Source organism: Microbacterium lemovicicum (assembly GCF_003991875.1).
Taxonomy (GTDB): domain Bacteria; phylum Actinomycetota; class Actinomycetes; order Actinomycetales; family Microbacteriaceae; genus Microbacterium; species Microbacterium lemovicicum.
The window spans coordinates 539,374-554,991 of the sequence record NZ_CP031423.1 but is presented as its reverse complement, the minus strand read 5'-3'; the positions used below and the strand labels follow the sequence as shown (position 1 = coordinate 554,991).

Annotated in this window: 19 protein-coding genes; 3 read left to right on the top strand and 16 right to left on the bottom strand. The window is 73.2% G+C overall.

Annotated elements, in window-relative coordinates; translation table 11 throughout:
* Position 1: 1 nt before the first annotated feature.
* The 9 genes from CVS47_RS02595 to CVS47_RS02555 are packed head-to-tail and all read right to left on the bottom strand — an operon-like array spanning position 2 to position 6,495.
* On the bottom strand, positions 2 to 538 hold the full coding sequence (locus CVS47_RS02595) for a RodZ family helix-turn-helix domain-containing protein (protein WP_241240249.1): 537 nt from the start codon (positions 536 to 538) through the stop codon (positions 2 to 4).
* A complete protein-coding gene (gene tsaD / locus CVS47_RS02590) occupies positions 535 to 1,608 on the bottom strand; it encodes a tRNA (adenosine(37)-N6)-threonylcarbamoyltransferase complex transferase subunit TsaD (protein ID WP_127094690.1) in 1,074 nt (357 codons plus the stop codon). The genes CVS47_RS02595 and tsaD overlap by 4 nt, the downstream gene beginning before the upstream one ends.
* Positions 1,605 to 2,114 carry a ribosomal protein S18-alanine N-acetyltransferase gene (rimI, locus tag CVS47_RS02585; RefSeq protein WP_127094689.1) on the bottom strand — a complete coding sequence of 170 codons (510 nt, stop codon included), beginning with the start codon at positions 2,112 to 2,114 and terminating at the stop codon, positions 1,605 to 1,607. The genes tsaD and rimI overlap by 4 nt, the downstream gene beginning before the upstream one ends.
* Positions 2,111 to 2,743: a tRNA (adenosine(37)-N6)-threonylcarbamoyltransferase complex dimerization subunit type 1 TsaB gene (gene tsaB, locus CVS47_RS02580; RefSeq protein WP_127094688.1), complete on the bottom strand. Its 633-nt coding sequence runs from the start codon at positions 2,741 to 2,743 to the stop codon at positions 2,111 to 2,113. The genes rimI and tsaB overlap by 4 nt, the downstream gene beginning before the upstream one ends.
* Positions 2,744 to 2,747: 4 nt before the next feature.
* Positions 2,748 to 3,716: a sensor histidine kinase gene (locus CVS47_RS02575; protein WP_127094687.1), complete on the bottom strand. Its 969-nt coding sequence runs from the start codon at positions 3,714 to 3,716 to the stop codon at positions 2,748 to 2,750.
* Positions 3,713 to 4,426 (bottom strand): response regulator transcription factor, encoded by a 714-nt coding sequence (locus tag CVS47_RS02570; protein ID WP_127094686.1) that lies wholly within the window; start codon positions 4,424 to 4,426, stop codon positions 3,713 to 3,715. Before CVS47_RS02570 ends, CVS47_RS02575 begins: the two co-directional genes overlap by 4 nt.
* Positions 4,423 to 4,719, bottom strand: coding sequence for a DUF4190 domain-containing protein (locus tag CVS47_RS02565; protein ID WP_127094685.1), 297 nt, complete (start codon positions 4,717 to 4,719; stop codon positions 4,423 to 4,425). Before CVS47_RS02565 ends, CVS47_RS02570 begins: the two co-directional genes overlap by 4 nt.
* Positions 4,719 to 5,279: a DUF3060 domain-containing protein gene (locus tag CVS47_RS02560; protein WP_127094684.1), complete on the bottom strand. Its 561-nt coding sequence runs from the start codon at positions 5,277 to 5,279 to the stop codon at positions 4,719 to 4,721. The genes CVS47_RS02565 and CVS47_RS02560 overlap by 1 nt, the downstream gene beginning before the upstream one ends.
* A 1-nt stretch (position 5,280) precedes the next feature.
* Complete coding sequence (locus CVS47_RS02555; protein ID WP_127094683.1) at positions 5,281 to 6,495, bottom strand: OmpA family protein; 1,215 nt, start codon at positions 6,493 to 6,495, stop codon at positions 5,281 to 5,283.
* Between the two features lie 123 nt (positions 6,496 to 6,618).
* On the opposite strand from CVS47_RS02555, the gene CVS47_RS02550 reads away from it, so the two are divergent.
* Complete coding sequence (locus CVS47_RS02550; protein WP_164734589.1) at positions 6,619 to 7,572, top strand: alpha/beta fold hydrolase; 954 nt, start codon at positions 6,619 to 6,621, stop codon at positions 7,570 to 7,572.
* Here the strand turns inward: CVS47_RS02550 and tsaE are convergent.
* The 5 genes from tsaE to coaA all read right to left on the bottom strand — a co-directional run bounded on the left by tsaE (position 7,556) and on the right by coaA (position 12,628).
* Positions 7,556 to 8,059, bottom strand: coding sequence for a tRNA (adenosine(37)-N6)-threonylcarbamoyltransferase complex ATPase subunit type 1 TsaE (gene tsaE / locus CVS47_RS02545; RefSeq protein ID WP_127094681.1), 504 nt, complete (start codon positions 8,057 to 8,059; stop codon positions 7,556 to 7,558). The two genes, CVS47_RS02550 and tsaE, sit on opposite strands and share 17 nt — an antisense overlap.
* Entirely contained in the window at positions 8,056 to 9,180 is a 1,125-nt protein-coding gene (alr, locus tag CVS47_RS02540; RefSeq protein WP_241240248.1) for an alanine racemase, read from the bottom strand. Before alr ends, tsaE begins: the two co-directional genes overlap by 4 nt.
* Positions 9,177 to 9,590: a holo-ACP synthase gene (locus CVS47_RS02535; RefSeq protein WP_127094680.1), complete on the bottom strand. Its 414-nt coding sequence runs from the start codon at positions 9,588 to 9,590 to the stop codon at positions 9,177 to 9,179. Before CVS47_RS02535 ends, alr begins: the two co-directional genes overlap by 4 nt.
* Positions 9,591 to 9,752: 162 nt before the next feature.
* The gene (gene glmS / locus CVS47_RS02530; protein ID WP_127094679.1) at positions 9,753 to 11,606 is read right to left on the bottom strand and encodes a glutamine--fructose-6-phosphate transaminase (isomerizing); all 1,854 of its coding nucleotides are present in this window, start codon (positions 11,604 to 11,606) and stop codon (positions 9,753 to 9,755) included.
* Positions 11,607 to 11,674: 68 nt separating this feature from the next.
* Complete coding sequence (gene coaA, locus CVS47_RS02525; RefSeq protein WP_127094678.1) at positions 11,675 to 12,628, bottom strand: type I pantothenate kinase; 954 nt, start codon at positions 12,626 to 12,628, stop codon at positions 11,675 to 11,677.
* Between the two features lie 127 nt (positions 12,629 to 12,755).
* Here coaA and CVS47_RS02520 point away from each other — a divergent pair, with 127 nt between their 5' ends.
* Positions 12,756 to 13,307, top strand: coding sequence for a YdcF family protein (locus tag CVS47_RS02520; RefSeq protein WP_127094677.1), 552 nt, complete (start codon positions 12,756 to 12,758; stop codon positions 13,305 to 13,307).
* Positions 13,308 to 13,316: 9 nt separating this feature from the next.
* Positions 13,317 to 14,243, top strand: coding sequence for a Ppx/GppA phosphatase family protein (locus CVS47_RS02515; protein WP_127094676.1), 927 nt, complete (start codon positions 13,317 to 13,319; stop codon positions 14,241 to 14,243).
* Here CVS47_RS02515 and CVS47_RS16730 read toward each other — a convergent pair.
* Both CVS47_RS16730 and CVS47_RS02510 read right to left on the bottom strand, forming a co-directional pair.
* Positions 14,222 to 14,377, bottom strand: coding sequence for a hypothetical protein (locus CVS47_RS16730; RefSeq protein ID WP_164734588.1), 156 nt, complete (start codon positions 14,375 to 14,377; stop codon positions 14,222 to 14,224). The two genes, CVS47_RS02515 and CVS47_RS16730, sit on opposite strands and share 22 nt — an antisense overlap.
* A 379-nt stretch (positions 14,378 to 14,756) precedes the next feature.
* Positions 14,757 to 15,614, bottom strand: coding sequence for a helix-turn-helix domain-containing protein (locus tag CVS47_RS02510; protein WP_127094675.1), 858 nt, complete (start codon positions 15,612 to 15,614; stop codon positions 14,757 to 14,759).
* Between the last annotated feature and the right edge of the window lie 4 nt (positions 15,615 to 15,618).

Genomic DNA, 15,618 nt, shown 5'->3' with positions numbered 1-15,618 from the left:
CTCAGCCGAGGACGGCGAGACGCTGCGCCGCCCAGATGAGCCAGCCCGCGCTGTAGAGCACGGAGAGCGCGCCGAGGCAGATCGCCCAGAGCGCGGTGCCGCGGCTCTCGGCCGGACGCCGCAGCGCGATGACGCCCACCACGACGGCGACGAGTCCGATGGGGAACCCCCAGCCCACGATCAGCGAGAAGGCGAGGCCGGGCACGGCGAAGGCCAGCGCCCACGCCGACAGTCCGCGCGACACCGGCGCACGCGGCGCCCACTCCACGCGGGGAGCGACGTCGTCGACGGGCACGACGGGCGCCGCGATACCCACAGGGGCCGTCGGCAGCCGGGCGAAGCCGCCGCGATGCGCACCCGGCAGCACGAGGTCCTCACCGGCCGGCGCGACATCCGGCGACGGCGCCTCCACGACGGGCTCCGGGTGCGGAGTCTTTGGGACGACCGCCGGAGGCGGCGCGCGGAAGATCGGCGGCGTCTCGCCGAGGCGGTCGTCGGACCCCGACGGGGTGGCCGCAGCATCCCGATCGTCGGTCACGACCGCTCCGCGACCTGGATCTCGGTCACCGGGAGGGTGGAGTCCGCCCCGAACGCGAGCGTCGAGGGACGGCGGCCCGAGGAGATCAGCTCGGCCGCGAGCCCGGCGATCATCGCGCCGTTGTCGGTGCAGAGCGACAGCGGCGGGATGCGCAGCGTCACGCCCGCGGCCTCGGCGCGCTCGGTCGCGACGTCGCGCAGTCGGCGGTTCGCCACGACGCCTCCGCCCAGCAGCAGCCGCGGCACCTCGAAGCGGGCGCAGGCGTCGAGCGCCTTCGTGATGAGGACGTCGACGACCGCTTCGCGGAAGGATGCTGCGACATCGGCGACCGGGATGTCGCCGTCCTGCTGCTCCACCCAGCGCGCGACCGCGGTCTTGAGCCCCGAGAACGAGAAGTCGTAGCGGTGGGCGGCCATGTCGGACGCGCGGGACAGACCCCGGGGGAAGCGGATGGCCGTGGCGTCGCCGGCGGGACCGGCAGCGCCGTCGGCGGCGCGATCGATCTCCGGCCCGCCGGGATACGGCAGCCCGAGCAGGCGTGCGACCTTGTCGAACGCCTCGCCGGCGGCGTCGTCGACGGTCTCGCCGAGCAGCTCCACGTCGGAGGTCAGGTCGCGGACGAGGAGGAGCGAGGTGTGCCCTCCGCTGACCAGCAGCGCGACGGTCGGATACTCCAGCGGCGGTGCGTCCTCGTCGAGGAGATCGGCGGCGATGTGCCCGACGAGGTGGTTGACCGCGTAGAGCGGGCGGTCGAGCGAGACGGCGAGCGCCTTAGCGGCGCCGATGCCGACCATCAGCGCACCCGCGAGTCCCGGACCGCTCGTGACGGCCACGGCATCGAGGTCGGCGAGCGCGACGCCCGCCTCCGCCAGCGCCGCCTCGACGGCCGGCTGCAGGGCCTCCAGGTGGGCGCGCGCTGCGACCTCGGGCACCACACCGCCGAAGCGGGCGTGCTCATCCATGCTGCTCGCGATGGTGTTCGACAGCAGGGTGCGGCCGCGGACGATGCCGATGCCGGTCTCGTCGCAGCTCGTCTCGATGCCCAGCACCAGCGGCTCGGCCGCGCTCACGTGCACCACTCCTGACCGGGGGCCGCGGCATCCGTCCTCGCATGATGCGCCACCCACCCGCGCAGCTCGAGCTTCATGACGATCGCGTCGACCCCGCCGTCGGCCGGGTAGTAGTTCGGGCGGCGGCCGATCGGCACGAAACCCTCGGAGACGTACAGCGACTGCGCCGCGGTGTTGTCGTCGCGCACGTCGAGGAACACCTCGCGCGCGCCGCGCCGGGTCGCCTCGGAGAGCAGCGCGCGGAGGAGGGCGCGGCCCTGTCCGCGGCCGCGGGCGTCGGCGGCGAGCGCGATGGTCTGCACGTCGGCGTCCGCGGAGCCCGCGGGCGCGCGCAGACCGGCGTAGCCGCGGATGCCGGCCCCCTCCTCCCACACGACGTACCAGGTGTGCGGGGAGGCGATGTCGGCCTCCATGACCGCGGTCGACCAGGCGTCACCGAGGAAGGACATCCGCTCGATGGCCATGATGCCGTCGAGGTCGGCGACGGTCGCCTCGCGCAGGCTCATGCGGTCACCCGCTTCGGTCCGCGGGGCATGGTGACGTCCGGCGAGCGCAGGTACAGCGGCTCCGCGCCGGCGAGCGCTCGACCGGCGCCGAGGGCGCGGGCGGCGGCGGTCGCGAGCAGAGCGGCGGGCACCGTCGCCGCATCGACCCGGCGCGCTCCGGACTCGGCGAGACGCGCGTCGGTCTCGTCGCGCGGCCAGAGGAGCGGACCGCCCACGCGGACGGGGAGCCCGTCGTCGTCCAGCCCGTCGTAGACGGAGCAGGCGAACTCCCGCCGCCGGGCATCGGTCACCACCGCGAATCGCGGCGTGTCACGGCTCTCGACCGCATCGGCCAGGAGCACCTGCAGCGCGACGGCGTCGTGGCTCGGCACGGGGACGACGGGGATGCCGCAGCCGAGGGCGAACGCGCGCGCGGCGGCGATCCCGACGCGCAGGCCGGTGAAAGGACCCGGACCCATGCCGGAGACCACGTGCGTGATGCGCTGACCCGCGGTGACGGCGGCGAGCAGATCGCCGACCACCTCGGCGTGGCCCAGCGGGTCGTCGCTCGACGCCTCGGCGACGACGAACCCGTCGGCGTCGACGAGCGCGACGGCCGTGCCGAGGGAGGTGTCGATGCCGAGGAACACCCTCTCAGGGTAGTCGGGACGCGCCGACGGTCGCCGCCCCACCGGCTCCGGGCGGGATGGGGAGCCGCAGGGTGACCACCGTGCCCGCCCCTTCGCGGGAGAGCAGCTGCGCATCGCCCCCGTGCCGGCGCAGGATCGTGCGGACGAGGGAGAGACCGATGCCCGAACCGGGCACATCCCGCGCGTTCTCGGCCCGCGCGAGCTCGTCGAACACCTGCGCCTGCGCATCCGGCGGAACGCCGCGACCGGTGTCGGCCACCTCCACGACCGCCCAGCCGGCATCCTCGCGGACGCGCACTTCGATCGGCCCGCGGTCGGCGAACTTCACCGCGTTGCCCAGGACGTTGTCGAGGGCGAGCGACAGCAGGTCGGGGTCGGCGGCGAGTGTCGGGATCGGCCACGGCACGCGCGAGACCGTCACCGTCACCCGCCCCCGCGCGTCGGGACGCTGCTGCCCGACGGCCGCCACGGCCTCGTTCACCAGATCCTCGAGCACGACGGGCTCGGTCTCGAGCGGACGGGTCTCGATCTCGGAGAGCTTGCGGAGGTCGGACACGAGCGCCGCCACGCGGCGCGCCTGGGCGTCGACGACGGCCAGCGGCCCCTCGAGCGGAACCCCCGGATCCGCGGCGCCGGCCAGGGTCGCGCGGATCGCGGTGACCGGGTTCTTCAGCTCGTGGTCGAGGCGCGCGAGGAAGCGGCGGCGCGCGGCGCGCTCCTCCTCACGCCCGTCGGCGAGGCCGTCGGCGCGCGCGGCCTCGCGTCGACGCGCACCACGTCGTCGTGCGGACGCGACAAGCAGACCGATCGCCACGACGGCGGCGGCGACCGCCCCGACGATCACCACGACTCCGGGGAGGGCGACTTCCACCACGAGCCGGCGACGCTCGCCGAGCACGACCAGCACGAGGGCGACCACGGCGGCCAGAAGCAGCGGGGCGAGCACCACGACGGCCGTCCTCACGCGCCTCATCCGCTCACCACCTCCGCGCAGAACCGGTAGCCCAGGGTCTGCACCGTCTCGATGAACCGCGGCTCGGCCGGATCGTCGTCCAGCAGACGGCGCAGCTCCGCAACCCGGTGGTCCACCGCGCGGGTGCTCGCGGCGAAGTCGAACCCCCACAGTGTCGAGAGCAGTCGTTCGCGGGTGTGCACCTCGCCCGGATGCGCCATGAGGTAGTCCAGCAGCATCACGGCCTTCGGCGTGAGGGCGAGCTCCGCACCGGCCAGCCGCACCCGGCGGGCGGAGCGGTCCAGTTCGAGCTCGCCGGCACGCAGCCGCGAGGCAGCGCTCAGCGGCCGCTCCCCCGGCACGCTGCGGCGGAGCACCGCCCTGATGCGCGACAGCAGCTCCTGCGGATCGAACGGCTTGTTCAGGTAGTCGTCGGCGCCTTCGTCCAGCGCGGCGCTGCGCTCGTACGACTCCCCGACCGCGGTGAGCAGGATCACCGGCATCCAGCTCCCCTCCGCCCGCAGGCGGCGCACGAACTCGCGCCCGTCCATGTGGGGCATGATCACATCGCAGACCGCGACGTCGAACCGTTCCTCGGCCAGTGCGGCGAGGCCGTCACGGCCGTCGCCGGCGACGCGGACTGTGAACCCGCTGCGCTCGAGGAAGGACCCGAGTCCGGCCGTGATGGCCTCGTCGTCGTCGATCAGAAGGAGGGAGGGCCGCTCGGTCACGAGAGCGCTCCGGATGCGGCAGCCGCCCACAGCGGGATCCCGACCGCGAGCACGAGCAGCACGACGCCGACGGCGGCCGCCGCGAGGGCGAGGTAGCCGAGCACGAGCCCGGCGATCGCGAGTCCCGCGCCCTGGTCGCCGGTCCGGCGGATGCGGCGGAGCGCGACGTGGCCGAAGACCACGGGCAGGAGCCCGAATCCGCAGACGCCGAGCACCAGCGCGGCCACGGCGAGCCCGTCGGTGCGCGCCGGGGGGCGCGGCCATCCCTGCCAGGCGATGACGGGAGCGGACATCAGCGCTCCCGTTCGATGACGTTACCGGCGCCGGAATCCGTGACGACGGGTGCCGACCCCGTCCACCACACCGTGTTCGCGTCGCCGTCGATGGAGATCGTGTCGACGGCGAGCGCCGAGACGACGACTCCGCTGCCGGTGATGGTCACGCGGGACGCGTCGTCGAGGACGACGTAGGCGGCATCGGTCGCGACGGTGACGTCCTCGCACGTCCCCTCGACCCGCGTGACAGCGCCGGGCTCGGTGAGCACGAGTCCCGGGGTGCACGCGATCGTGATGGATGCCGCGGCGAGGAGGTCCTCCCGCGTCAGGCGGTCATCGGACGGCGACGAGGACGGGGCAGGGCCGTCCGCCGAACCGGTCGCCGGAACGGACGGCGCCGGCGCGGGCGACGTGGGGCCGGGCGTCACGGCCGTCTCCTCGCCGGCGGGCGTGCCGGATGCCGGGGCCGAGAGGCTGACCGCGCATCCCGCCATCATCACGGCGAGGATCAGGGCGCCGCCGCTGAGCACGACGCGGCGCGCGGCGGTGACAGGGACGAGGGGGGTCACTCGGGTCATCTCATGCTCCGAACGCGGGGATGAAGATCTCGACACGGCGGTTCAGCTGCCGTCCGGCGGGGTTGTCGGCGCCGTCGATCTCATCGGGCGCGACGGGGCGGGACTCGCCGAAGCCCTCCGCCGAGAGGCCGCCCGACACGCCGCGATCGCGGAGGGCCGCGACGACGGCAGCGGCGCGACGCTCCGAGAGCTCCTGGTTGTCGTCGTCCGAGCCGATCGCATCGGTGTGGCCCGAGATCACCGCCTGGGGCGCCCCGGTCTCGCCGAGCGCGCGGGCGAGCGCGTCGAGGACGGGAACGGCATCGGATCGGACGACCGCCTGATCGAAGTCGAACAGCACGCCGTCCGACAGGGTGATGGTGGTGCCGCAGGACGCGAGCGGCGCCAGGGTGGCCAGCGTCGGGAACACGCCGAGCACGGGGACCGTGGCGATCGGCGCGACCTCGACGGGGGTGCCGTCGACCACTCCCGTCCCGTCGCCGAAGTTCTGGATGGTGATGCCGGGGTCGGTGTACGTGCCCGACCCGTCGCCGAAGTTCTGGATGCGGGTCGTGCCGTCGGCGTAGGTGCCCGACCCGTCGCCGAAGTTCTGGATCGTGACGTCGCCGCGGGTCCAGTTGCCGGAGCCGTCGCCGAAGATCTGCACCGCCAGCTCGGGGTCGACGTATGTCCCCGAGCCGTCGCCGAAGTTCTGGATCGTCGTCGCCCCGTCGGCGTAGGTGCCCGACCCGTCGCCGAAGTTCTGGATCGTGACGTCGCCGATGACGGTGGTGCCCGAGCCGTCCCGGAAGTTCTGCACCGTGCCGTCGGGCCCGGTGTAGGTGCCCGAGCCGTCGCCGTAGAGGTAGGCCGATCCGGCGCCGGAGACCACCGCTCCCGACGCGTCGCAGTGAGCGGGGGCGACCGTGAGGCCCGGGTGGTCGCCGACGCGGGCGGTGAGATCGATCGTGAAGGCGGAGGCGGAACCGTCCAGTAGGGCCAGGTCGGGCAGCTGGAACAGCGGCACCGGCGGGAACTCCCCCACGGGATAGCCCGCGACGGTGGGCGCGTCCACGGCTGCCGCCGTCGCCCCCGTCGCCGAGGCCGACGGGGTCGCGCTCGCGGGCGGCGCAGCCGACCCTGCGGCGACGACCTGCGCGGAACACCCTGACAGGAGCACGATCGTGCCGGCGACCACGAGGGTCACCGAGAGGTGCAGTGGGCGAGTGCGGTTCATGCCTCCACGTTATTGGTGGCCGTGCCGCGGCGGTGTCGCGGCCCTGTCGCAGTCGTGTCGCAGTTCCGCGACATGACCTGCCCGTCGTGCAAACCGGCACCGCCCGGGCGCCGAAGAACAGGTGTGGAACCTTCTCGACCGGCTCGCCGCTCCGCCGCGCTCCTCCTGAGCGAGCGCGCGATCGGCCTGCGCCGCGTGACGGTGGAGACGGCGACCGGCCCCGTGGTCGTCCGTGCCGGACGGAAGGCGGGTGGACCGGCCGTCGTTCTCCTCCACGGCGCCGCGGGGTCCTGGACCACGTGGACGCCGCTGGTCGCGGCATCCGATGCGTCCGCGCGCCCCCTGTCCGATCTCGTCATCCCCGATCTGCCCGGCTGGGGCGAGAGCCGGTCGCTGCCGGCGGGTGCCGGGATCGGCGAGCTGTCCGAGGCGGTCGTGCTGGCCGTCCGCTCGCTGGGCTACACCTCCTGGCACGTCGTCGGCCACTCGCTCGGCGGCTTCGTCGCCCTCGACATCGCCGCGACGGAGCCGGACGCGACGCTGTCGGTCACGCTCGTCTCCCCCACCGGTCGCAGTGTGACCGACGCCGTGCGGCATCCTCTGCGGGCCGGACGACGCCTGCCCGGGTTCGCCGGCATGCTGCTGGCCATGCGGTTCCTCGCGGCTCTGCCCGCGGACGGCCGCGGGCTTCTGCGCACACTGCGGCGCGCCGGGCTCATTCGCCGGCTGGCCTCTCCGCTCTTCGCCAGCCCGCGCTACGTGCACTCGAGCGTCGCCGACGCCCTCGCCGACGAGATCCGTCCGGAGTCCTTCGTCCGCGCGGCGAAGCTGGCGGCGCGCTACGACACGCGGGTCTGGAGGCGGATCACCGCTGCGGTCCGCTCGGTACGCGGCCGCCACGACGTCTTCAGCGCCGACTCCGACGCTGCCGCCTTCGTCGTCGACATCCCCGATTTCGCCGAGCGCCGGCTGGACGATGCCGGCCACTTCGCCCACATCGAGGACCCCGCGGCCGTCCTCGGGACCATGGCCGAGGCGAAGGACGAGCGGATGCCGCGGCTCACGGCCGTCGGCTGACCGTCACGATCCTCGGGGCGTCGGCATCGAGCTCCAGCGTGTGGGCGGAGATGTCGCCGCACATCGTGTCGGCACCGCGTCCGCCGACCGGACGCTCGAGCTCGATCTCCCACCACTCGTCGCGCAGGCCGTCGACCATGCCGCGACCCCATTCGACTACCACGACGCTGCGCTCCACATCGATGTCGAGGTCGTCGAGCTCGGCGGGCGAGCCCAGCCGGTAGGCGTCGACGTGCACGAGGCTCGGTCCGCCGATGAGCGAGGGGTGGGTGCGTGCGATCACGAACGTCGGGCTCTGCACGGGTCCGCGCACGCCGACGCCGGCTGCGATCCCGCGGGTGAGCGTGGTCTTGCCGGCGCCCAGCGGACCGGTCAGCACGACGAGGTCGCCCCCGCGCAGCATCCGTCCGATCTCCTCGCCGAAGGTCTCCATCGCCCCCGGCGACGACACCTCGCGTCGGCCGACGAGCGGGTCGAGACCGCTCACGCCGACACCTGCCGCCGGGTGACGCGCGGTCCGATGCGCGTGACGATCTCGTAGTTGATCGTGGCCGCGGCATCCGCCCAGTCGGTCGCCGACGGCACGCCGAGGGTGGGGTCGCCGAACAGCACGGCCTCATCGCCCACCGCGACGGGGACGTCGCCGACGTCGATGACGACCTGATCCATGGCGACGCGACCGGCGACCCGGAAACGCTGACCGCGAATCGAGACGGGCCCGGCGCCGGACGCCTGCCGCGGCACGCCGTCGGCGTAGCCGAGGGGGACGAGGGCGAGCGTCGTCTCGCGCTCGGTGCGGTGGTCGAAGCCGTACGAGACGCCGTGCCCGGGGCCGACGCGACGGACGGCGGCGACCGCCGCGCGGAGCGTCATCGCGGGGCGGAGCCCGAGGTCGGCCGAGGAGCGTCCGGCGATCGGCGACAGTCCGTAGATGCCGATGCCGAGCCTGACGCAGCCGAGCCGCGTCTCGGGGAGCTCGATCGCGGCGTGGGTCGCCGCGAGGTGGCGCAGCTGCGGCGCGAGTCCTGCGGCGGCGGCGACTCCGAGGCCGTCCTGGAACGCCCGCAGCTGCGCGAGATCCTCGTCGCGGCTCGTGTTGGAGAGGTGGCTGAAGATCCCGATCACCCGGAGCTTGCCGATGCGCTCGAGCCGTGCGGCTTCGGCGCAGACCCGTGCGAAGTCCTCGGGTGCGATGCCGTTGCGGCCGAGGCCGGTCTCGATCTTCAGGTGCACGCCGACGGGGCGATCGGCGGATGCCGCGGCCGCCGCCGCCAGCAGCTGGTCGAATGAGGAGATGCCGAGCTCGATGTGGCCCGCGGCCGCCTCGAGGAAGGACATGCCCGGCGCGTGCAGCCACGCCACGATGGGCGCGCGGATGCCGCCCTTGCGCAGCAGCAAAGCCTCGCCGACGTCCGCGACGCCGATGCGCGACGCACCGCCGTCGACGGCGGCCACCGCCGAGCGCAGGGCGCCGTGGCCGTAGCCGTCGGCCTTGACGACGGCGATGACCTCGGACTCCGTCAGACGCCGCAGGTGCCGCACGTTCGCGGTGATCGCGCCGACGTCGATCGTGGCCTCGCGCATCGAGCCCACCGGCAGCCGGCTCACGCGGCGACCTGCTCGCCGGCCGGACCGGCGGCCGCGGCATCCGTCGTCTGCGGCTCCGACTCCGACTCCGCGACGACGTAGGCGGTCGCGAGCCCCGCATCGTGCGACATCGACAGGTGGAGGGACGTGATGCCGCGGGCGGCCACGACTTCGGCGGTGGAGCCGGTCAAGGTGAACCAGGGGCGACCGGACGGCTCGGGGGTGATCTCGATCTCGGTCCAGTGCACGCCGTCCGAGCCGCCGAGCGCCTTGATGAGCGCCTCCTTGGCGGCGTACCGCGCGGCGAGCGACCGCGGGGCGAGCACGCGCTCGCCCGACGTGAAGAGGCGCTCGAGCAGCCGCGGCGTGCGCTCGAGGGAGCGCTCGAACCGCGGGATGTCGACCAGGTCGACGCCGATGCCGACGATCATCGCCGCTCCCCTCCGGCCCCTCCCCGGGGCACCCGCCACTTTATCCCGCGCGCCCCTCGCCCCGTTCGACCGCGAGACTGCACCCGAGCGGCGAGACGTAGGAGGAAGCCCGCTGTCTCGCCGTCCGGGTGCAGTCTCGCGGACAGCGCGGTGGGCCCGGCTCTACTCGACGGTGACGGACTTCGCGAGGTTGCGCGGCTGGTCGACGTCGAGACCCTTCGCCATCGACAGCGCCATGGCGTAGATGTGCAGGGGGATGACGGCCAGCAGCGGCTCGAAGAGGGGTCCGGCGAGCGGGATGCGCAGCACCTCGTCGGCGTGCGGCAGCACGGCGGCGTCGCCCTCCTCGGCGATGGCGATGACGCGGGCGCCGCGGGCCCGGATCTCCTCGATGTTCGAGACGACCTTCTTGTGCAGCTCGGCGGACTCGCGCGGAGACGGCACGATGACGAAGACGGGCTGTCCGGCCTCGATCAGCGCGATCGGTCCGTGCTTGAGCTCGCCGGCGGCGAAGCCCTCCGCGTGGATGTAGGCCAGCTCCTTGAGCTTGAGAGCCCCCTCCATCGCGATGGGGAACCCGACGTGGCGTCCGAGGAAGAGCACCGAGCGGGTGTCGGCCATCCAGTGCGCGAGCTGCTCGATGCGTCCCTGCTCCTCGTCGATGATGCGGCGGATCTTCGCCGGGATCGACTCGAGCTCGCGGACGTGCTGCTCGGCCTCGACGGCGCTGAGCGTTCCGCGCACCCGGCCGACGTGCAGGCCGAGGAGGTACAGCGCGGTGATCTGCGCGACGAATGCCTTGGTGGAGGCGACGGCGACCTCGGGGCCGGCGTGCGTGTAGACGATCGCGTCGGACTCGCGCGGGATCGTGGCGCCCTGGGTGTTGCAGATCGAGAGGGTCTTCGCGCCGCGCTCGTGGGCGTACTTGACGGCCATGAGCGTGTCCATCGTCTCGCCCGACTGGCTGATCGACACGACGAGCGTGTCGTCGCCGATCACCGGGTCGCGGTAGCGGAACTCGTGCGCGAGCTCGACGTCGACCGGGATGCGCGCCCACTGCTCGATCGCGTACTTGCCGACCTGGCCGGCGTACGCGGCGGTGCCGCAGGCGACGATGATGACGCGGTTGATGCCGGCGAACAGCTCGTCGAGACCGTCCAGCTCCGGGATCTCGACCTGACCCTCGTGGATGCGGCCGCGGATGGTGTTCGCGACGGCCTCGGGCTCCTCGCTGATCTCCTTGGCCATGAAGCTCGACCATCCGCCCTTGTCGGCGGCCGCGGCATCCCACAGCACCTCGAACGGCTCGACCTCGACGTCGTTGCCGTCGAAATCGGTGACGGTGACGCCCTCGGGGGTGATCGCGACGATCTGGTCCTGGCCGATGGCGAGGGCGTTGCGCGTGTGCTCGACGAACGCCGCGACATCGGAGCCGAGGAAGTTCTCGCCCTCGCCGAGGCCGATCACCAGCGGCGAGTTGCGGCGGGCGCCCACGACGAGGCCGGGGTGGTCCTGGTGCATGGCGAGCAGGGTGAAGGCGCCCTCGAGGCGCACGACGACCGCGCGGAATGCGGCCTGCAGGTCGCCGTCGGCGGCGTGGTACTCGCGACCGAGCAGGATGGCCGCGGCCTCGGTGTCGGTCTCGCTGCGGAAGGTGTAGCCCTCGGAGAGCAGCTCGGCTTTGATCTCGGCGAAGTTCTCGATGATGCCGTTGTGGATCAGCGCCAGCTTGTCGTCGTCGGCGAGGTGCGGGTGCGCATTGCCGTCGGTCGGGCCGCCGTGCGTGGCCCACCGCGTGTGGCCGATGCCGGTCGTCCCCGCGGGGAGCGGATGGGCGGCGAGGTCGTCGCGCAGCACCTTGAGCTTGCCCGCGCGCTTGCGCATGCCGAGGCCGCCGTCGTGGTCGATGACGGCGACGCCGGCGGAGTCGTATCCGCGGTATTCCAGCCGGGCGAGTCCCGCCACGAGGATGGGCTCACTGGGACGAGGACCCACGTATCCGACGATTCCGCACATGACCTCCATGCTACGAGGGAGGGTATGCGAGGAGCCTGAACGAAACGGATGCCGCGGGTCGCGTCCCCTCAGAGCTTGCGCAGGAGCACGCGATCGACGGTGTGCTGAGCGGACTTCTGGAGGATGAGCGTCGCCCGGTGGCGGGTGGGCAGCACGTTCTCGACGAGGTTCGGCAGGTTGATGCTCGTCCAGTAGCCGAGCGCCGTCTCGTGCGCCTCCTCGTCGTTCATCTCGGCGAAGGCGTTGAAGTAGGAGGACGGGTTGGCGAACGCGCCGTTCTTCAGGGCCATGAAGCGGTCGACGTACCACTGCGCGATGTCGTCGGGTGCGGCATCCACGTAGATGGAGAAGTCGAACAGCTCGCTGACGGAGACCTCGTTCGCGCTCGGCGGCGGTGCCAGCACGTTCAGCCCCTCGACGATGACGACGTCCGGGCGGCGGACGGTGACCACGGCGTCGGGCACGATGTCGTAGCGCAGGTGCGAGTAGAAGGGGGCGCGGGCGACGGGAGCGCCGCTCTTGAGGTCGGTGAGGAAATCCAGCAGCGCGCGGCGGTCGTAGGACTCCGGGAACCCCTTGCGGGCCATGAGTCCGCGACGCTCGAGCTCCTCGTTGGGGTAGAGGAAGCCGTCGGTGGTCACCAGCTCCACCCGCGGGGTGTCGGACCAGCGGCTGAGCAGCTCGCGGAGCAGGCGCGCGATGGTCGACTTGCCGACGGCCACCGACCCGGCGATGCCGATGAGGAACGGCGTCGTGGTGTCGGGCTCGTGCAGGAACGTGCTCGTCGAGGCGCCGAGGCTCTTCGTCGCCCGCGCGTACAGGCTGAGCAGACGACTCAGCGGCAGATAGACCTCCTGCACCTCCTGGAGGTCGAGCCGGTCGCCCAGCCCGCGCAGCTGCACCACCTCGGCGGCGGTGAGGGGCTGCTCCATCTCGGGAGCCAGCCGGGCCCAGTCCTCGCGGTCGAGCGCACGGTAGAGCGCGGAGGGCGGGGCGGCCGTGACGGCCTCGTCGGCGGACATGGCGCCATCTTAACCGAGCGGATGCCGCGGCCCCGTGCCGCCGCGTCACAGGGAGCCGCGAGCGCGGCGGGGTACCATCGGGCCCGACGGCCGCCGGCGCCCGCGAAGACCAGGGGAAGGCGGGCCGATGCGTTCGAGGCGCGAGTGGTGGGCGGTGATCACCGCGGCCGTCCTGTGCGTGCTGGCCGTCGTCGTGGCGGGGCTCCCCGTCTACGTCTTCCCGGCCGAGCACCGACCCGACCGCGCCGACGTGATCTTCATCATCGGACCCATCACGACGGCCCGCGCGCAGATGGCCGAGCAGCTGCGCGCCGACGGCGTGTCCGACCGGATCCTCGTCTCCATCCCCGCCGCCGGCCCGCAGTGGGCCGCGAAGAAGCTGTGCAGACAGGACGGGGTCGTCTGCCGGCATCCCGAGCCGTTCACCACCAAGGGCGAGGCGGCGATGCTCAGCGCGTACGCCCAGGAGGAGGGCCTCTCCACCGCCGCCGTCATCACCTTCACCCCTCACGTCGCGCGCACCCGCTACATCTTCGGGCGCTGCTTCCCCGGCGAGACGACCGTCGTCGGCGTCGACGACCCCATCTCCCCGGTCGGCTGGATCTACCAGTACGCCTACCAGACCGCGGCGTTCGTGAAGGCGGCGGTCACGCCCTGCGCCACCCTGACCGACCAGTAGTCTCGACGCGTGCGCCTGGGAGTCCTCGACATCGGTTCCAACACCGTCAACCTCCTGGTCGCCGAAGCGAGCCCCGGCGCGATGCCGGTCGCGACGACCTCGCACCGCACCGTCCTGCGTCTCATGCGCTTCCTGGAGCCCGACGGCGCGCTGAGCGAGGAGGGTGTGCGGGCGCTGGAGGCGGCCGTCGGCGAGGCGCGGCGGGTCGCCGAGCGCGAGCGCGTCGCGGCGTTCCTGACGATCGCGACGTCGGCGCTGCGCGAGGCGACGAACGGCGCCGAGGTGATCGCCCGCGTCGAGGCCGTGACCGGCGTGCCGCTGCAGGTGCTCGACGGTCCCGGCGAGGCGCGCTTCACGTTCCTCGCGATCCGCCGGTGGTTCGGATGGTCGGCCGGCGAGATCCTCATGATCGACATCGGCGGGGGCTCCCTCGAGGTCGCCGCAGGCGCCGACGAGCTGCCCGACGTGGCTCTGTCCCTGCCGCTGGGCGCCGGCCGCGTGACGGTCGGCTTCCTCCCCGACGACCCGCCCACCGAGCAGCAGATGGGCGACCTGCGGGCGCACGTCCGCGCACGGCTCGCGCCGGTGCTCGCGGCGATGTCCGGGCGCACCGCACCCGATCACGTCGTGGGGTCGTCCAAGACGATCCGGTCGCTGGCGCGCCTGGCCGGCACGTCGGCCCCGGGATGGGGCGAGAGCGAGCGGCTGATCCTGACGCGCTCAGCGCTCAAGGACTGGATCCCGCGCATGGCGGGCATGCCGGCCGACGCACGGCAGCAGCTGCCGGGCATCACCCCCGAGCGCACCTTCCAGGTCGTCGGCGGCGCCGTCGTGCTGCACGCGACGATGAAGGCCCTCGACGTCGACGAGCTCGAGGTGAGTCCGTGGGCCCTTCGCGAGGGCGTGCTGCTGCGCTACCTCGAGACGCTCGACTGACGCGCGCCGGTCAGCTCGCCGACGGACGATGCGCCGATCGCCGTCGCGATGACGGATGCCGACCACGCGGCGCTCTTGCGGACGCGACGAACGGCGTTGCGGTCGCCGTTCTCACGATCGAGGTCCTCGGTCATGATCCCTCCCAAAGGGTTCATTCGCGGCACCGTCCCCCCGGGCCCACCGCCGGCCACACCACGGCGGTCTCCGATGAAGGGTCCCGCTGCGAGTGCCTGTCGCGCATCAGCCCCAGCTTCCACGCGGTCCACGCGCTCGTCGATCCTTCAGGTCACGACGTGCGAGCGCGACGACCCGGTCGAGTGCTCCGGGCCACGATGGACGATCGCCGTTCGGGTGCGATCTGCCGATCCCATCATGGCGCGCTCCGGCGCGCGGAGGGCGATGCGTGGCATCGTGTCGCCGGACGGCGCGGCGCAGCGACCGACCTGTCGCCCGATGGCGCAGAAGTCGTGACGCGGAGGTCGAGGGTCAGTGGGCGGAGCGGGAGGTCGAGGGTCAGTGGCCGGAGCGGGAGGTGCGACGCACGCGGGCGGGCGACTCGAACCCCTCGGCCGCCATCGCCCTCGCGAGACTCGAGCCGCCGGCGAACCCGGAGTACTGCCCGATCTGCTCGACGCTCAGCGAGTCGTAGGAGCGGTCGCGGAGGAGGGCCACCGCGTGCTGCACCCGGGCGCGCCGGATCTCCCGCTCGACGGTCGTCGAACGGGCCTGGAACGCGCGCTGCAGCTGCCGCAGCGAGAGGTTGAGGTGGCGGGCGACGCTCCGCGGCGAGAGGGCGGGGTCGGCGCGCTGGGCGGTGATCGCCGCCACGGCCTGGAGGAACGTGCCCGGCCCCTGCGGCACGGGCGTGGAGGCCGACGCGCTGACGAGCAGGCCGATCATCATCTCCTGCAGCAGCCGCTCGAAGTAGTACGCCGTGAATCCGGAGATCTCGTCGCTCTGCGCGCGACCCGCGCGACCGATGAAGTCCATCGTCGGCGCGAGCAGCGGGTTGTCCTTCGTGATGACCCGCACCTCCCCGCCGCGCGGGGTCTCCACGCCGACGAAGGCGTCGCGGGGCACGAGGAGCGACAGCACCTCGACATCGCCGCGCAGCGCGAGCGGCGGCGTGCGGTCGCCGGCGGCGAATGCGTCGCCGGCCAGGAACCGCCGCGGGCCGACGGCCGTCTCGGCGATGACCGCTCCGGTGCGCACCGCGTGCAGTCCGACGGCCTCGGGGCCGGCGTCCAGCCGCAGCGGCGCCTCCCCCTCGGGCACGAAGCTGTGGCGGATCCTCGCCGTGCCGAACACGGCGACCGTCGCCGAGCGGGCGACCCTGCGGCCGGCGAGCACTGTTCCCTCTTCGCGCAGCATCACA